We start from the raw sequence: 14,590 nt of genomic DNA, 5'->3' as shown, positions 1-14,590 counted from the left end.
GCAGGGCCTCTACAAACCCCGTTCCAGCACGGCCAGGTGCTCGCGCAGCGCCGGCTTCAAGCGGTACAACTGCGCCGGGCGGTGCGCGCCGCCCGCCTCCATCCGCCCCTCGACCGCTTCCAGCATCGCCATCTCCGCCATCTTGCGGCGGAAGCTGACCTTGTTGAGCGGCTCACCCATCAGCGCCTCGTAAATGCGCTGCAATTGCGGCAGCGTGAACGTGTCGCCGGCCAGATAACAGGGCAAGGACGAATACTGGCTCTTGCTGCGCAAGCGCGCCACCGCCGCGTCGACGATGCCGCGGTGGTCGAACGGCAGTTCCAGACGCTGGTCGACGCTGAGCATCTGCACGTCCGGATGGCCGGCCCGGCCGATCACCTCAAACGACACCAGCGCGTAATAGGCGATCGACAGCGACCAGCCGCGCGGATCGCGCAGCGGCCCGGAGAACGTCGCCAACTGCTCCAGGTAGGGCGCGACAATGCCGGTTTTCTCCTTCAATACCCGCATCGCCGCGCCGCGCGCGTCGGCGTCCTCGCGCACATGGACGAAGCCGCCGGGCAGCGCCAGCACGTCCTTGTAGGGCTCGCGGTCGCGCTTGAGCAAAGCCACGCTCAAACCGTTGTCCTTGATAGTGAGCAAAACCACGTCTACAGTACAAATCACATCGTTCATTCTCTGCTCCAGCACAACTTAGTTCCATATCTATCCTAAGTCTACACGCAAAAGAGGCGGGCACGCATAAAAATAGGACTGGTCGATATTCTTTTTGAGCGCATGCAATTTACTTAGTTGCAAAATATAACTAACAAGCCTACACTACACTCACTGCCACCACAGGAGAGCCACATGAGACGCAAGCTTCACCTACTCGTCATCGATCCGCAAAACGATTTTTGCGACCTGCCGGCGCACTATCTGCCGGCGCATCCGCTGGGCGGCAACGAAGCGCCCGCGCTGCCCGTCAGCGGCGCCCACGCCGACATGCTGCGCATCGCCGACCTGATCAAACGCGCCGGCCGCGGCCTGAGCGGCATCAGCGTCACGCTCGACAGCCACCAGCGCATCGACATCGCCCACCCGACCTTCTGGTTCGACGCCGGCGGCGCGGCGCTTGCCCCCTTCACGGAAATCGCCGCCGCCGACGTGCGCGCCGGCCGCTACCTGCCGCGCCGGCGCGACGCGCTGCCGCGCGTGCTGGCCTATCTGGACACACTGGAAGCGAGCGGCCGCTACCGCCTGATGGTGTGGCCGGTGCACTGCGAAATCGGCGCCTGGGGCCACAACATCCACGCCGACGTGCGCGCCGCCTGCAACGGCTGGCAGGACGCCGGCTTCGGCGCCGTCAACATGGTGAACAAGGGCGAAAACCCGTGGACCGAACACTATTCGGCCGTGCTGGCCGAAGTGCCGGACCGCGACGACCCGGCCACGCAGCTGAACCGCGGCCTGATCGCGACGCTGGCGCGCAACGACCGCATCTACATTTGCGGCGAGGCCGGCAGCCACTGCGTCAAGGCCACCACCGAGCACATCGTCGCCCACATCGGCGCGGCGAACGTGGAAAAACTCGTGCTGCTGACCGACTGCATGAGCGCCGTCGCCGGCTGCGACGCGCAGTACCATGACTTCGTCCGCGCCATGCTGCGTTGTGGCGTGCAAACCGCCAGCGCCGCCGACGTGCTGCCGGAATTGCTGGCGAACGCGGCGCGCTGAAAAAAAAGACTATCCTGTTCCCCCTTACCGTAGCCATCACGCACCATGAAACCCATTGTCCGCAGCCTGCTTGAAACCGACCTGTACAAATTCACGATGTGGCAGGCGCTGCTGCACAGCCACCCCGGCGCCGAAACGGAATACGCCTTCGTCTGCCGCAACATCCCGGCCTACCCGCTGGCCGAGCTGCAAGCGGACGTAGAGCGCGAGCTGGACCATCTGTGCGCGCTGTCCTTCGCCGACGACGAGCTGGCCTACCTGCGCGGCCTGCGCTACATCAAAAGCGACTTCGTCGACTTCCTCACCATCTTCCGCTTCCAGCGCAAATTCATCAGCGTCGGCAACGACGCCGGCGCGCTGACGATACGCGCCAAGGGCCCGCAGGTGCATGTGATGGGCTTCGAGATCTTCGTCCTCTACATCGTCAACGAACTGTACTTCCGCCGCTTCGAGCAGGCGCCGCTGCTGGCCGAGGCGCGCCGCCGCCTGGAGGCGAAAATCGCCCTGCTGCGCGCCTTCGGCGCCGAGCCGGCGCGCAAGCACCCGTTTGAATTCTTCGACTTCGGCGTGCGCCGCCGCTTCTCCGGCGACTGGCAGGACGAAGTCGTCGCCACGCTGGCGCGCGCCCTGCCGCAGTACTTCAAGGGCACCTCGAACGTCTACCTGGCCAAGAAGCACGGCCTGATCCCGATCGGCACGATGGCCCACGAATACCTGCAGTCCTACCAGTCGTTCGGCGTGCGCCTGCGCGACTTCCAGAAGGCGGCGCTGGAAAACTGGGTGCAGGAATACCGCGGCGACCTGGGCACGGCGCTGACCGACGTCGTCGGCATGGACGCCTTCCTGGCCGACTTCGACCTGTACTTCGCCAAGCTGTTCGACGGCCTGCGCCACGACTCCGGCGACCCGCTCGTGTGGGGCGAAAAGGCGCTGGCGCACTACGCCGCGCTGCGCATCGACGCCAACACCAAGCGCCTGGTGTTCTCCGACGGCCTGGACCTGGAAACGGCGTTCGCGCTGTACCGCCACTTCGCCGACCGCTGCATGACCGGCTTCGGCATCGGCACCAACCTGAGCAACGACACCGGCGCGACGCCGCTGAACGTCGTCATGAAGCTGGTGTCCTGCAACGGCCAGCCGGTCGCCAAGCTGTCCGACTCGGCCGGCAAGACGCTGTGCAAGGACGAAACCTTCCTCGCCTACCTGCGCCAGATCTTCCACCACACCCCGGCCTGACATCAGGAGGAATCAGAACATGCTCAAGCTTGCCATCGCCCAGCTGAACTACACCGTCGGCGACTTCGCCGGCAACGCCGCCGCCACCGAGCGCCACATGGCCGGCGCCGCCGCCGCGGGCGCCGACATCATCGTATTCTCGGAACTGTCGCTGTGCGGCTACTACCCGGCCGACCTGCTGGAAGACGCCGCCTTCCTGCGCCGGCTCGACGGCGCACTCGAACAGATCATCGACGCCTCGCGCCGCGTGCCGCGGCTGGTAACGGTGCTCGGCAGCGTGCGCCGCAACACCGGCCCCGGCAAGCCGCTGTACAACGCCCTGCTGGCGATCCAGGACGGCGCCGTCGTCGCCGAATACTACAAACAGCTGCTGCCGACCTACGGCATCTTCGACGAGCGCCGCCACTTCGAGCCCGGCCCGGAAGGCGCCTGCGTGCTCGACGTCGCCGGCCACCGCATCGGCTTCATGGTCTGCGAGGACGGCTGGAACGACGCCGGCCGCGACTACCGGGTCAACCCCTTCACGGCGCTGCGCGCGGCCGGCCCGGAACTGGTGGTCAGCATCAACGCCAGCCCGTCCGACATCGGCAAGCGCCAGCAGCGCCACGACCTGTTCCGCGCCGCCGCCGAACGCACCGGCCTGCCCATCGTCTACGTCAACCAGATCGGCGGCCAGGACCAGCTGGTGTTCGACGGCGGCTCCTTCGCCGTCGCGCCGGGCCAGGGCGTGGCCTTCGAGGCGCAGCGCTTCAAGGAAGACTTCCAGGTCATCGGCTTCGCCGCCGGCCGCTTCAGCGGCGCCGACGGCGAAGCCCTGCCGGTGCCGCCGCCGGCCGGCCTGTCCGTGCCGGACTTCACGCGCCGCCAGATCGTGCTGGGCCTGCAGGACTACGCGCGGCGCTGCAACTTCACCAAGGCCGTGGTCGGCTCCTCGGGCGGCATCGACTCCGCGCTGACGCTGGCGCTGGCGGCCGAGGCGCTCGGCGCCGACAATGTCTTCGCCATCACCATGCCGTCGGCCTACTCCAGCGAAGGCTCGGTGTCGGACTCGGTGGCCCTGTGCGACAGGCTCGGCGTGACACTCTACACCCACCCCATCCTGGCGCTGGTGGACAACTACCGCGCCGGCTTCGGCGCCGCCTTCGACGCGCCGCTGCAAGGGCTGGCGCTGGAAAACCTGCAGGCGCGCGTGCGCGGCACCATCCTGATGGAATACTCGAACAGCTTCGGCGCGCTGCTGCTCACCACCGGCAACAAGAGCGAAATCTCGGTCGGCTACTGCACGCTGTACGGCGACACCAACGGCGGCCTGGGCCTGCTCGGCGACCTCTACAAAACCGAGGTCTACGCGCTGGCGCGCCACGTCAACGAACACGCCGGCCGCGACATCATCCCGGCGGCCGTGCTGAGCAAACCGCCGTCGGCCGAACTGGCGCCGGGGCAGCAAGACACCGACAGCCTGCCGCCATACGAAGTGCTCGACGAAATCCTCAAGTGGCACATCGAAGGCAAGCGCCTGCCGCAGGCCGAAGCGGCGGCGGCCAGCGCCTTCGTCGAACAACTGCTGCAAGGCGAAGACGGCAAAAAACTGATCGCCCGCATACTCGGCATGGTCGCCCGCAACGAATACAAGCGGCGCCAGGCGCCGCCCATCATCCGCGTCCGCTCGCGCGCCTTCGGCAGCGGCCGCCAGATGCCCATCACCGCCAAATACTAAAGGGAAGCAGACCTGATGAACACCCACGCAAACGCCGACGCCGCCGTCCTGATCGGACGCTTCCAGCCCTTCCACAAGGGCCACGCCAGCCTGCTGCGCATGGCCCTCGACGCGGCGCCCAAAGTGATCGTCGTGCTCGGCTCGTCCTTCCACGCCCGCAGCGCGAAAAACCCCTTCACCTGGCAGGAACGCGCCGCGATGATCACCGCCACCCTCGCCCCCGAAGAGCGCGGGCGCGTCAGCTACGTGGCCGTGCGCGACTACTACGAAGACGCCCGCTGGGCCGGCGTGGTCAGCAAAAAAGTACAGCAGTGCGCGGCCGGCGCCAGGCGCATCGCCCTGGTCGGCTACATCAAGGACAACTCCAGCCACTACCTGAACCACTTCCCGCAATGGCAGGAAATCTTCATCAGCGACGCCGCCGACATCCACGCCACCGCGATCCGCAGCGTGCTTTTCGAAGCCGAAGACATCGACGTCTCGCTGGCCGTGGTCGACGCGCTGGTCCCGCTGGCGGTGCGCCACTACCTGCGCGCCTGGAGCCTGCTGCCGTGCTACCGGCCGCTGGTGCAGGAACACAAGGCCGTGCAGGCCTACCGGGCCGCCTGGCGCGCCGCGCCCTACGCGCCGATCTTCTCCACCGCCGACGCCCTCGTCAAAACGGCCGGCCACGTCCTGCTGATCCAACGCGGCGGCTTCCCCGGCAAAGGACTGTGGGCGCTGCCGGGCGGCTTCATCGAGCAGCACGAGCGCGTGCTGCAGGGCGCGCTGCGCGAACTGGCCGAGGAAACCGGGCTGGCGGTGCTCGCCTCGTCGCTGGCGGCGGCCCTGGTCGACGTCAAAGTCTTCGACCACCCGGCACGCAGCCTGCGCGGCCGCACCATCACCCACGCCCACTTCTTCGACCTGCAAACCGAACAACTGCCGGCGGTGCAAGGCGCCGACGACGCCGCGCAGGCGCGCTGGACGCCGATCGCCGACCTGGCCGGCATGGAAGAGCAGTTCTTCGACGACCACTTCCACATCCTCGACCACTTCCTGCGGCTGACGCGGGAAGACTGAAACCGGCCCGCGCGGCAGCCCCGCGCGGGCATCCCCCGCCCGCCATTTAAATATGTTGTAAATATATTAGATGCGCATTACCATGTACGCCAGTTGTCAATTTCCCCAACAAAAGGAGTGAAACAATGGCTATAACGAAGTGGCAAGGCGTCTTCCCGGCGGTGACGACGAAGTTCAAGGACAACGAAGACCTGGACCACGCGGCAATGGAACGGCACTTCGCCTTCCAGATCGAGAACGGCGTGCACGGCCTGGTGACCTGCGGCTCGCTGGGCGAAGCCAGCACCCTGTCCTTCGACGAAAAACTGGCGGTGACGGCAACCGCGCTGGCGGTGGCGGACAAACGCGTGCCGGTGCTGGTCAACGTCTCCGAAACGCGCACCCGCAACGCCTGCCGCTTCGTCCAGCAAGCCGCCGACATGGGCGTGCAAGGCTTGATGGTCATGCCCTCCGTGCTGTACGCGGCCGACGCGCGCGAAGCGAAAGACAACCTGCGCGCCATCGCCGAAGCGGCCCAGCTGCCGATCATGGTCTACAACAACCCGGTCAGCTACAAAGTCGACCTGACACCGCAAGACTTCCTCGACCTGGCCGACTGCGAATGGCTGGTGGCGATCAAGGAATCGAGCGACAACGTGCGCCGCATCACCGACCTGCGCAACGCCCTCGGCCAACGCTACCAACTCTTCATGGGCGTCGACGACCTCGCGTTCGAAGGCCTGGCGGTGGGCGCCGACGGCCTGCTGGCGGGGCTGGTGGTGGCATTCCCGAAAGAAACCGTGGTACTGTACCAACTGATGAAAGCGCAGCGCTGGGACGAGGCCCTGAAACTCTACCAATGGTTCATGCCGCTGCTGCACCTGGACGTCAGCAACAAACTGGTGCAGAACCTGAAACTGGTCGAAACCCTGGTCGGCGTCGGCAACGAAAACGTGCGGCGGCCGCGCCAGCCGCTGAGCGGCGCGGAACGGGAACACGTCGCGCACATCGTCCGCGCGGCGCTGGACCGGCGGCCCGACCTGAGCGGGCTGCGATAGACAGCGGCGCAGCGCCAGCCGCGTCCGCAATGCCACCGGAGAAAGCCGCAAGCGCATGACACAGACAACGCCAACCGAGCCTGCCGACGCCAGCGGCCGCGACACACCGCGGCGGCGGCTGGCGGCGCTGATCGACGACGTCTTCTTCACCGAGCCGCTATTCGACCTGCTGCCCGACGTCGTCTTCTTCGTCAAAGACCTGCAAGGGCGCTACGTCGTGGTGAACCAGACACTGGCCAACCGCTGCGGCCTGCGCGACAAAGCGGCGCTCCTGGGCCGGCGCGCCGCCGACGTCTTCCCGGCCGCCTACGCCGGCAACTACCACGAACAAGACCAAAGCATACTGGCGGGCGGGCCGGACATCCGCGACCGGCTCGAACTCCACCTATACCCGGACCGCGACCCCGGCTGGTGCATGACACAAAAAATGGCGCTGCGCGACCATAGCGGCCGCATCGTCGGCCTGAGCGGCATCTCGCGCGACCTCAACATGCCCGACAAAGCCCACCCCGTATATGGGCGCATCTCGGCGGCGGCCGACCACATCCGCGACAACTACGAACAAGCCATCCAACTGAGCGACCTGGCGCGCATCGCCGGGCTATCGGCGTCGCAAATCGAACGCTACTTCCAGCGCATCTTCCACCTGACGCCGCGGCAAATGATCATCAAAACCCGGCTCGACGCGGCGACCGCCCTACTCGCCGGGCGACAAAACATCACCGACATCGCCATCGCCTGCGGCTACCACGACCACAGCGCCTTCACCCGCCAATTCAAAGAAAAAGTCGGCCTCACCCCGAGCGACTACCGCGCCCAAAAAACTTGCAAACACCCCTGGGGTCAGGTCTAGACATGACGGTTTTCCGCCCATAAACGTACCAAAAAAACGACAACCCAGCATGTCTAGACCTGACCCCAGGTGCGTAATTCAATACTGGGGTCAGGTCTAGACATGGCGGTTTTCCGCAAATAAACGTACCAATAAAACGACAAACCGTCATGTCTAGACCTGACCCCAGGGGCGGATTTCGGTACTTATTCGGGGTCGGCGAGGAGGCTGGCGATGCGCGCAGGACTCAGCGGCAGGCGTATGTCGTCTTGCCGCCAGCCGTAGAGGGTGGCGGCGGCGCCGCCGCAGATGCGCCCCTGGCATGCGCCCATGCCACAGCGGGTGTGCAGTTTGGCGCTGCGCCAGTTGGCGTGCCGCGCCAGTTCGCCGTGCCGCACGTCTTCGCAGCGGCAGACGATGGTGTCGTCGTCGCACAGGCCGCGCAGTTCGGGACGCAGGGCGAACGCGCGCGACAGGCGGGCGGCGAAGCGCTGCCAGCGCGCCCGTTCCGCCAGGTGGCGCGCCGCTTGCCGCGTGGCGTTGACGGTGGCCAGTCCGGCGATGCGTCCTTCCGCCAGCGCCAGGTCGACGCCGCCCACGCCGGTGCTTTCACCGGCGCAGTAGGTGCCGGGCACGCTGCTTTGCTGCCAGCCGTCGACCGCGACGGCGCCGTCCTCCATCGCGCAGCCCAGCGCGCCGGCCAGTTCGAGGTTGGGGATCAGGCCGTAGCCGCAGGCCAGGTGCTCGCATTCGATTGTGCGCCGGGCCGCGCCCTGTTGTAGGGTGACGTCGCGCAGTTGGCCGTCGCCGCCGGCCGCGCGGATGTAGGCGCCGCCGTGGTAGGGCACGCCGCTCAGCTGGCGCCGCAGTTGCAGCGCTTGCGTCAGTTTGCCCGGTGCGGCGGGCAGCGCCAGCGCGAAGCGCGCCAGCCGCCGCAGCGGCGTTTGTTCGACGATGGCCAGTATGTGGGCGCCGCGCTCGCGCAGGGTGGCGCCGACGGCCAGCAGCAGCGGCCCGGAGCCGGCCACGACGATACGTTTCCCCGCCACCGGGTAGCCGCCTTTGGCCAGCGCCTGCAGGCCGCCGGCGCCCGTCACGCCCGGCAGGGTCCAGCCGGGGAACGGCAGCAGCCGCTCGCGGGCGCCGGTGGCGATGATCAGGCGGCCGTAGCGCAGCGTCAGTGCGGCGGCGGGCGTTTCGGCCCGCAGTTCTTGCGCCCCCGACGGGTAGAGTACGCGGGTCCGGGCGAGGAATTCGACGTTGCCGGCGTTGCGCAGCGCGCCCCAAAGCGCCGCGCCGCGGGCGTCCTTGCCGTGCTCCGGCCCGCCGCGCCAGATCTGGCCGCCGGCCAGCGGGTTGTCGTCGACGATGCCGATCCTGCCTCCGGCCGTGGCGGCGCCGGCGGCGGCGGCCAGGCCGGCCGGGCCGGCGCCGATGATCAATACGTCGAAGTGCTGTGTCATGCCGCGCCCTCGCGCGCCGCCGTTTGCACCTGCATGCCGGGCGCGCACGGGGTCTGGCACGCCAGCCGGTGCGCGCGGCCGTCGATCGTGACGCGGCATTCCTGGCAGACGCCCATGCCGCACAGCGGCGCGCGCGCCGCGCCGCCGACCGAGCGCCGCGTGATGCCGCCGCCGGCGATGGCGATGGCCGCCGCGACGCTGCTGCCGGCGGCGACGCTGACGGCGCGCTTGTCGATGCTGAGTTCGATCCGCTCAGGCATGCGCGTCCAGTTGCGCGAAGCGCGCCGGCAGGTAGGCTTCGGCCGGGATCGGCGCTGCCGAGCCGCAGATGTGCGACGCCAGCAGTTGTGCGGTGGCCAGCGCGGTGGTGATGCCGAGCCCTTCGTGGCCGCTCGCCAGCCAGACGTTGCGGCGCGCCGGGTGCGGGCCGATCAGCGGCAGGCCGTCCGGGCTGGCGGCGCGCAGGCCGGTCCAGCAGCGCAGTGCGTTCAGTTGCGCCAGCCCCGGCAGGTAGTCGGCGGCGCGCGCCAGCATGCGCTGCATGAGGCGCACGTCGACGTCGCGGTCGGCGCTGTCGAACTGGCGCGAGGAGCCGATCAGCAGTTGTCCGGTCGGGCGCGGCTGGACGTTGAAGGCGACCGATTCGCCGCTGGCCGCGTGGGCGCTTTTGACGTAGCCCAGTTCGACCAGTTGGTGGCGCACGAAGCCGGGGTAGCGGTCGGTGATCATGACGTGGCCTTTTTTCGGGCGGATCGGCAGCTCCGGCAGCAGCGCGGCGGCAGCGACGCCGTTGGCGACGACGACCATGCCGGCGGCGATCCGCTCGCCGCCCTCCAGCGCCACGCCGTGCGCGTCGATGCTGCGCACGCGCGCCGCCAGCAGGCGGGCGCCGCGCGCGCAGGCGCGTTCGAGCAGAATGCGCGCGCTCTTGGGCGGGTAGACGACGGCGTCGCCGCCGACGCGCAAGCCGCCGGCCAGGCCGGGCCGCAGGCGCGGTTCGCAGGCGTACAGCGCTGCGGCGTCGAGCGGTTCGCAGGCGATGCCGGCGGCCGTCAGCATGCCGCGCTTGGCGCGCGCGGCCGCCATTTCCTCGTCGTCGGCGGCGACCCAGATCGTGCCGCAGGGGCTGTATTCGTGCCGCTGCGGCGCCTCGGCGACGAAGCGCCGCCACAGCTCCAGCGAGTAGCGCGTCAGCGCCAGCTCGGCCGGATTGTCGTCCATGGCCACCAGGTGGCCCATGCCGGCGGCGGTGGCGCCGCCGCCGACCACGCCCTCTTCGACGACCAGCACGCGCAGGCCGCGCGCCGCCAGTTCATCCGCGCAGGCGGCGCCGACGATGCCGGCGCCGATCACCAGCACGTCGGCGCCTGCCGTCAACGGATGCCCCAGACCAGCGGGTCGCTCGGGTCCAGCAGCAGCGTCGCCTCGGCGCTGACGTGGGCGCGGCCGCGGATGCTCGGCAGGATGCGCTCGCCGTCGATGCGGTAGGACGCCTCGAACACGCTGCCGATGATGCTCTCCTGGCGCCACAGCTGGCCGGGCGCCAGCTTGCCGTCGGCAGCCAGGCAGGCCACCTTGGCGCTGGTGCCGGTGCCGCAGGGCGAGCGGTCGTAGGCCTTGCCCGGACATAGCACGAAGTTGCGGCTGTCGACGCCCGGCGTGGCCGACGCCGCGAACAGTTCGACGTGATCGATCAGCGCGCCGTCGGCGCCGCGGACGCCGGCGCGCTCCAGCGCCTGCCGCGCACTCCAGGCGAAATCGGTCAGCGCGTCGATGTTGGAATGCTCGACCCGCAGGCCATGTTCGGCGACCAGGAAAAACCAGTTGCCGCCCCAGGCGACGTCGCCGACCACGCGGCCATGCCCCTCGACGTCCAGCGCGACGTTGCGGTGCGCGCGGTAGGCCGGCACATTGTGGACGGTGACGCTGCCGTCGGCGTGCAGCTCGCCTTCGACGACGCCGACGGGCGTGTCGATGCGGTGGCGGCCGGGGCCGATGCGGCCCAGGTGGGCCAGCGAGGCGATGCAACCTATCATGCCGTGGCCGCACATGCCCAGGTAGGCGGTGTTGTTGAAGAAGATGACGCCGGCCGCGCAATCGGGCGCGTGCGGCTGGCACAGCAGCGCGCCGACCATGACGTCGGAGCCGCGCGGCTCGCAGACGGTGGCCGAGCGCAGCCGGTCGTGGTCGCGGCGGAAGCGCTCCAGGCGCTCGCCCAGCGGGCCTGCGCCTAGGTCGGGGCCGCCGTCGAGGATCAGCCGGGTCGGCTCGCCGCCGGTGTGGGTGTCGAGTATCGAGATCTTTTTCATGGGCTCAGATTAATCGAGTTAATCCTTGCTGTCTTGGCCGGAAAGCCTGACCGAGAACGACGATTTCAGCACACCCGCGGGTATCAGCCGTCGATCACCTTGCGCGTGAACGATTCCAGGTAATCCATCAGCGCGTCGGCGCCGCGCACGGCGGCGTCGGCGTCGCCGGCGGCGATGGCGGCGGCCAGTTGCAGATGGCAGGCGGCGCCCTGTTCGATGTCGCCCTCGTGCTGGTAGGCGTACCAGAAGCGCCGGCACTTGATCACCAGCGGCACCACCGCCGCCACCGCCGACGGATTGCGGCAGGCTTCGTGGATGACGTGGTCCAGGCCCTGGTCGGCCAGCATATACCCCTTCAAATCGCTCTTGGCGGCGGCGCCGACCATCTTTTGCGCGCTCGCCAGGATGGCCTTGCGCAGCGGCGGCGCGGCGCGGCGCGCGGCGCTGGCGACGATCAGGCGCTCCAGCACGCGGCGCGTTTCGATCAACGTCAGGTGCTCGGCCGCCTCGATGGCGCTGACGGTCAGGCCGCGCCGCGGCAACTGGTCGATCAGGCCATTCGCGACCATCCGCATCAAGGCTTCGCGCACCGGCGTGCGGCCCATGCCGGTGCCCTCGACCAGCTCGGCTTCGACAATGGGCGCGCCGGGCTTGAGCTGCAGCGTGACGATCATGCTCTCGATGCGGTCATAGGCCATGTCGGCGGCGCGCAGCTTGGACGCGGCCGGCTTGGCATCGGCGGGAAGGGACGTCATCAAAAGGCGGGCTCCGGGGGGGAAAAGGTTCGACATAAAAATCATCATAATCCATGCGCCAGGCAAAAGCCGGGGACAGACCACGATTTTCCAGAAATTCTTTCTCGAAAATCGTGGTCTGTCCCCGGCTGGCGGCGCCGTTCAGGCCAGATTAGGGCCAGATCGCCTGCAGCAGCGACGCCAGGTGGTAGCCGCCCTTGGTCAGTTGGGCCTTGGCCAGCGCCGAGCTGGGCACGGGGTAGTTCTGCGGCACTTCCAGCGCCCAGACGCGGTAGTGATCGCCATTTTTGCTCGTTTGTATGCTGGCCTGCCCCGGCGCGACGTCGGCATACGCCAGTTTCGACGCCTGCAGCGCGTCGTCGGCCCACTGGTAGGGCCAGTTGGCCGGCGCGCCGGTGTTGGCGGCCACGGCGGGCTGGGCGGCGATGACGAGCCGGGCGAATTGCTCCGGCGTGCGCGCGCCGATGCGCCGCATCGCGTAGTCGACCACCGTGCTGTCCCAGTAGGAGTGGAAGGGCTTGGTAACGGGTTTGGTGGCGGCCTCGGCCTTGGCCCGGGCGGCGCCGCCGGAATCAGTTCGGCGCTGGCCGTCGCCAACCTGGCGTCGTCGAGCAGCAGATTGTTGCCGCCGCGGGCGTCGAACATGTTGACGGCGTCGATCTGCCCATGCGCCGCCGGCACGACGAAGCCGCCGTCCTTGCCGACGTAGGCCGCGCCCACGTGCAGCGGCTGGTGGATATCGCCGGCCAGATGGGTCAGCAGGATCAGCGCCTGGCGCTTGCTGAAGCGGTGCGGGTTGCTGGCCGCGTCGTCACGCCCCTGCAGCACGGCGATGGCCTGCTTCAAGGTCTGCACGATGTCGTCGGCGGCGCTGCCGACGGCGCCGTCATGGTAGTGGGCGTTCTGGAACGGGATGTCGGTGTAGTGGTACTCGCTGTGCTTCGGGTTGGCCGTTGTGTATTCGAGCATTTCCGCCGTTTGCGGGCCGCAGAAGGTGCCCTTCACGCAGTCGGCCCAGTTGGCGACCTTCTCCAGGCTCTCGCCCGCCTGCAGCAGCGCCGCCACCTGGCGCTGCGCGTTGCTGCCCTGGATCAGCTGGTCGGCGATGGCGCCGACGGCGCGGTGGCCGTCGTTGCCCCACGCCATGGCGTTAAACGAGGCGAAGGCGCCGCCCAGCGCCAGCGCGCAGGCTATTTTTTTCATCATTGCGGTGATCTCTTTAGAAAATGTGCTGCCCGCCTCACTCGGGGCTGGCCTTGCCCGGTTTCGGGTAGTGCTTGTTGACGTCCAGCGGTTGCGCATACGCCGAGTTCCACGTCTGCTCGTGCAGCGCGCCCAGGCGCTGCGCCATTTTTTCGTTGCGCATCACCACTTCCAGGTTGCGCGACAGGTCCAGGTAGCCGCCGGCCCAGTTGCTGGTGCCGACCCAGGCCAGCTTGCCGTCTATCACCATGTTCTTGCTGTGGATGACGCGGGCGAAGGGGATGAAGCCGCTGGCCGCCGGGGGAATGGTGACGATGCGTATTTCGATGCCGGGCAGCAGGCTCAGGCTTTTCAGATAGGCCAGCGCCGGCGCCTCGGTGTTCCAGTTCGACACCATCAGCTTGACCTTGACGCCCCGTCCCAGCGCGGCGCGCAGCGCGTTGTCGATGACGGCGTAATACGGCCGCGTGCGGTTCGGCCCGTAGCTGAGCGGCGCGTAGTCGAGCAGCTGGATGCGCACCTCGCTGGTGGCCTCGGCCAGCAGCGCCGGCAGGCCGCTTTCCGAGTCGCCCACGCCGGCCGGGTTGTAGGCGTTCGGGCTGGCCAGCAGGAAAGCGTTTTGCGCATAGTCGGCCGGCGCCACCTTGGTGTTCAGCGGCGCCACCGGCAACCCCTGCGCCGACAGCGCCTGGGCCCGCCAATCCTGCTCGAACACGGCTTGCACCTGGGCCGCCACCTTGGCGTCGCTGATGCGCAAGCCCGTCTCGTGGATGTGCTCGAACGAGCGCCAGTCGAAGTTCTGGCTGCCGACGTAGGCGGTGGCGCCGTCGACGACCAGGTATTTGGCGTGCAGGATGCCGTTGCCGGTCAGCTTGTTGAAGTCGATGACGCGCATTTCCAGGTTCGGAATCGCCTTCAGTTGCGCGATGGTGGCCGGGTCCGACAGGCCGACGCCCTTCTGGTCCAGCAGGAAGCGGATCTTGACGCCGCGCCGGCCCGCCGCCGTCAGGCGCGCCAGCACCTTGTCGAAGGCGCTGCCGGCCTTGCCGACGGCGTAGAACTGGCCGATGGCGATGTCCGTTTTGGCGGCGTCGAACAGTTCCGACCACACCGCCACGGCGTCGCGCAGGTCGGGATTGGACAGGCGCGTTTCCAGCGGCGCGGTCTGCACCAGCTCGTAGCCGGGGATGGTGAAATCGGCGCGGGCCAGGCCGGCCGCGCCAAGCAAGGCGGTGAATAAAAATCGATGCATGGGAAAGC

14 protein-coding genes and 1 pseudogene are annotated in these 14,590 nt (G+C 68.2%); 6 read left to right on the top strand and 9 right to left on the bottom strand.

The window, feature by feature from the left end; genetic code table 11:
- Window positions 1-9: 9 nt before the first annotated feature.
- Window positions 10-675 carry an NUDIX hydrolase gene (locus OIK44_RS05995; protein WP_273669825.1) on the bottom strand — a complete coding sequence of 222 codons (666 nt, stop codon included), beginning with the start codon at window positions 673-675 and terminating at the stop codon, window positions 10-12.
- Between the two features lie 174 nt (window positions 676-849).
- Between OIK44_RS05995 and OIK44_RS05990 the strand changes: the two genes are divergently transcribed.
- The 6 genes from OIK44_RS05990 to OIK44_RS05965 all read left to right on the top strand — a co-directional run bounded on the left by OIK44_RS05990 (window position 850) and on the right by OIK44_RS05965 (window position 7,621).
- Complete coding sequence (locus OIK44_RS05990) at window positions 850-1,716, top strand: cysteine hydrolase family protein (protein ID WP_273669824.1); 867 nt, start codon at window positions 850-852, stop codon at window positions 1,714-1,716.
- 45 nt (window positions 1,717-1,761) lie between these two features.
- Window positions 1,762-2,952 carry a nicotinate phosphoribosyltransferase gene (gene pncB / locus OIK44_RS05985; RefSeq protein ID WP_273669823.1) on the top strand — a complete coding sequence of 397 codons (1,191 nt, stop codon included), beginning with the start codon at window positions 1,762-1,764 and terminating at the stop codon, window positions 2,950-2,952.
- Window positions 2,953-2,971: 19 nt separating this feature from the next.
- Entirely contained in the window at window positions 2,972-4,669 is a 1,698-nt protein-coding gene (locus OIK44_RS05980) for an NAD+ synthase (RefSeq protein ID WP_273669822.1), read from the top strand.
- Between the two features lie 15 nt (window positions 4,670-4,684).
- A complete protein-coding gene (locus OIK44_RS05975; protein ID WP_273669821.1) occupies window positions 4,685-5,731 on the top strand; it encodes a bifunctional nicotinamide-nucleotide adenylyltransferase/Nudix hydroxylase in 1,047 nt (348 codons plus the stop codon).
- Window positions 5,732-5,856: 125 nt separating this feature from the next.
- A complete protein-coding gene (locus OIK44_RS05970; RefSeq protein WP_273669820.1) occupies window positions 5,857-6,768 on the top strand; it encodes a dihydrodipicolinate synthase family protein in 912 nt (303 codons plus the stop codon).
- Window positions 6,769-6,823: 55 nt separating this feature from the next.
- Entirely contained in the window at window positions 6,824-7,621 is a 798-nt protein-coding gene (locus OIK44_RS05965) for an AraC family transcriptional regulator (protein WP_273669819.1), read from the top strand.
- 185 nt (window positions 7,622-7,806) lie between these two features.
- Here OIK44_RS05965 and OIK44_RS05960 read toward each other — a convergent pair whose 3' ends face one another.
- The 8 genes and pseudogenes from OIK44_RS05960 to OIK44_RS05925 form a co-directional block, all read right to left on the bottom strand.
- Window positions 7,807-9,063: an NAD(P)/FAD-dependent oxidoreductase gene (locus OIK44_RS05960; RefSeq protein ID WP_273669818.1), complete on the bottom strand. Its 1,257-nt coding sequence runs from the start codon at window positions 9,061-9,063 to the stop codon at window positions 7,807-7,809.
- Entirely contained in the window at window positions 9,060-9,323 is a 264-nt protein-coding gene (locus OIK44_RS05955; protein WP_273669817.1) for a 2Fe-2S iron-sulfur cluster-binding protein, read from the bottom strand. The genes OIK44_RS05960 and OIK44_RS05955 overlap by 4 nt, the downstream gene beginning before the upstream one ends.
- The gene (locus OIK44_RS05950; protein ID WP_273669816.1) at window positions 9,316-10,440 is read right to left on the bottom strand and encodes an NAD(P)/FAD-dependent oxidoreductase; all 1,125 of its coding nucleotides are present in this window, start codon (window positions 10,438-10,440) and stop codon (window positions 9,316-9,318) included. Before OIK44_RS05950 ends, OIK44_RS05955 begins: the two co-directional genes overlap by 8 nt.
- Window positions 10,437-11,372, bottom strand: coding sequence for a 4-hydroxyproline epimerase (locus OIK44_RS05945; RefSeq protein ID WP_273669815.1), 936 nt, complete (start codon window positions 11,370-11,372; stop codon window positions 10,437-10,439). Before OIK44_RS05945 ends, OIK44_RS05950 begins: the two co-directional genes overlap by 4 nt.
- Window positions 11,373-11,455: 83 nt before the next feature.
- Window positions 11,456-12,127 (bottom strand): GntR family transcriptional regulator, encoded by a 672-nt coding sequence (locus tag OIK44_RS05940; protein ID WP_273669814.1) that lies wholly within the window; start codon window positions 12,125-12,127, stop codon window positions 11,456-11,458.
- Window positions 12,128-12,278: 151 nt separating this feature from the next.
- Entirely contained in the window at window positions 12,279-12,617 is a 339-nt protein-coding gene (locus OIK44_RS05935) for a hypothetical protein (protein ID WP_273670363.1), read from the bottom strand.
- 257 nt (window positions 12,618-12,874) lie between these two features.
- Window positions 12,875-13,273, bottom strand: a pseudogene (locus OIK44_RS05930) (S1/P1 nuclease); the annotation flags it as partial.
- 94 nt (window positions 13,274-13,367) lie between these two features.
- On the bottom strand, window positions 13,368-14,582 hold the full coding sequence (locus OIK44_RS05925) for a phospholipase D-like domain-containing protein (RefSeq protein WP_273669813.1): 1,215 nt from the start codon (window positions 14,580-14,582) through the stop codon (window positions 13,368-13,370).
- Window positions 14,583-14,590 lie beyond the last annotated feature (8 nt).

It is taken from the genome of Janthinobacterium fluminis, assembly GCF_028595325.1.
Lineage (GTDB): Bacteria > Pseudomonadota > Gammaproteobacteria > Burkholderiales > Burkholderiaceae_D > Janthinobacterium > Janthinobacterium fluminis.
The sequence above is the reverse complement of the archived record's forward strand: the minus strand, read 5'-3'. Positions and strand labels throughout refer to the sequence as shown.

What these genes read in the sequence shown, in the direction of transcription:
- OIK44_RS05960 (WP_273669818.1), bottom strand. Translation starts at nt 9,063, where the DNA reads ATGACACAGCACTTCGACGTATTGATCATCGGCGCCGGCCCGGCCGGC.
- OIK44_RS05970 (WP_273669820.1), top strand. Translation starts at nt 5,857, where the DNA reads ATGGCTATAACGAAGTGGCAAGGCGTCTTCCCGGCGGTGACGACGAAG.
- OIK44_RS05955 (WP_273669817.1), bottom strand. Translation starts at nt 9,323, where the DNA reads ATGCCTGAGCGGATCGAACTCAGCATCGACAAGCGCGCCGTCAGCGTC.
- OIK44_RS05995 (WP_273669825.1), bottom strand. Translation starts at nt 675, where the DNA reads ATGAACGATGTGATTTGTACTGTAGACGTGGTTTTGCTCACTATCAAG.
- OIK44_RS05925 (WP_273669813.1), bottom strand. Translation starts at nt 14,582, where the DNA reads ATGCATCGATTTTTATTCACCGCCTTGCTTGGCGCGGCCGGCCTGGCC.
- pncB (WP_273669823.1), top strand. Translation starts at nt 1,762, where the DNA reads ATGAAACCCATTGTCCGCAGCCTGCTTGAAACCGACCTGTACAAATTC.
- OIK44_RS05965 (WP_273669819.1), top strand. Translation starts at nt 6,824, where the DNA reads ATGACACAGACAACGCCAACCGAGCCTGCCGACGCCAGCGGCCGCGAC.
- OIK44_RS05980 (WP_273669822.1), top strand. Translation starts at nt 2,972, where the DNA reads ATGCTCAAGCTTGCCATCGCCCAGCTGAACTACACCGTCGGCGACTTC.
- OIK44_RS05945 (WP_273669815.1), bottom strand. Translation starts at nt 11,372, where the DNA reads ATGAAAAAGATCTCGATACTCGACACCCACACCGGCGGCGAGCCGACC.
- OIK44_RS05940 (WP_273669814.1), bottom strand. Translation starts at nt 12,127, where the DNA reads ATGACGTCCCTTCCCGCCGATGCCAAGCCGGCCGCGTCCAAGCTGCGC.
- OIK44_RS05975 (WP_273669821.1), top strand. Translation starts at nt 4,685, where the DNA reads ATGAACACCCACGCAAACGCCGACGCCGCCGTCCTGATCGGACGCTTC.
- OIK44_RS05990 (WP_273669824.1), top strand. Translation starts at nt 850, where the DNA reads ATGAGACGCAAGCTTCACCTACTCGTCATCGATCCGCAAAACGATTTT.